The following is a 569-nucleotide window of genomic DNA, read 5'->3' on the forward strand; positions in this document are numbered from 1 at the left end:
CTGGCGGCCCTTTTCACGTAAGGACCCCTCCGCCCCACCATTCGAAGGATCGACTCCGGTGCCCGACCTCCGTACAGCCCGGGTTCGACGTAATTCGCGGGTCCTGGAGGTCCTGCAGAGCTGAAACTGCAGGTCATCCAGCCGTGAGAGATGCAGACACCCGAAAGCCCCTAGAGACGCGATTTCAGAGATTCACCTACATCCACCAGGACACAGCCCGTATGCTCTAGAGCCGTGTACGTGAAGACGACGAAACGGGAGAACAAATCCGGCACCGTCCGCTACCTCCACCTGGCCCACAACGAGTGGGACCCGGCCAAAGGACGGGCCGTGCCCAAAGTGCTGTTCACCTTCGGCCGCGAGGACCAGCTCGACCGCGACGCCGTCAAGCGCCTGGTCGCGTCTCTATCGAAGCTGCTGGAACCGGGCGACGCGCTGGCCGCGACCGCCGCATCAGACCTGGAGTTCACCTCCTCGGTGCCGTTCGGCGGCACCTACGCACTCGATCACCTGTGGCACCAGCTGAAGATCGACCAGATCGTCAGCCGGGTCGGGCAGCCCAAACGCGG

The 569-nt window shown here is 63.8% G+C and carries 1 pseudogene; it reads left to right on the forward strand.

The window, feature by feature from the left end:
- Positions 1-234: 234 nt before the first annotated feature.
- Positions 235-569, forward strand: a pseudogene (locus ACFPZ3_RS68040) (IS1634 family transposase); the annotation flags it as partial.

Source organism: Nonomuraea insulae, assembly GCF_042656245.1.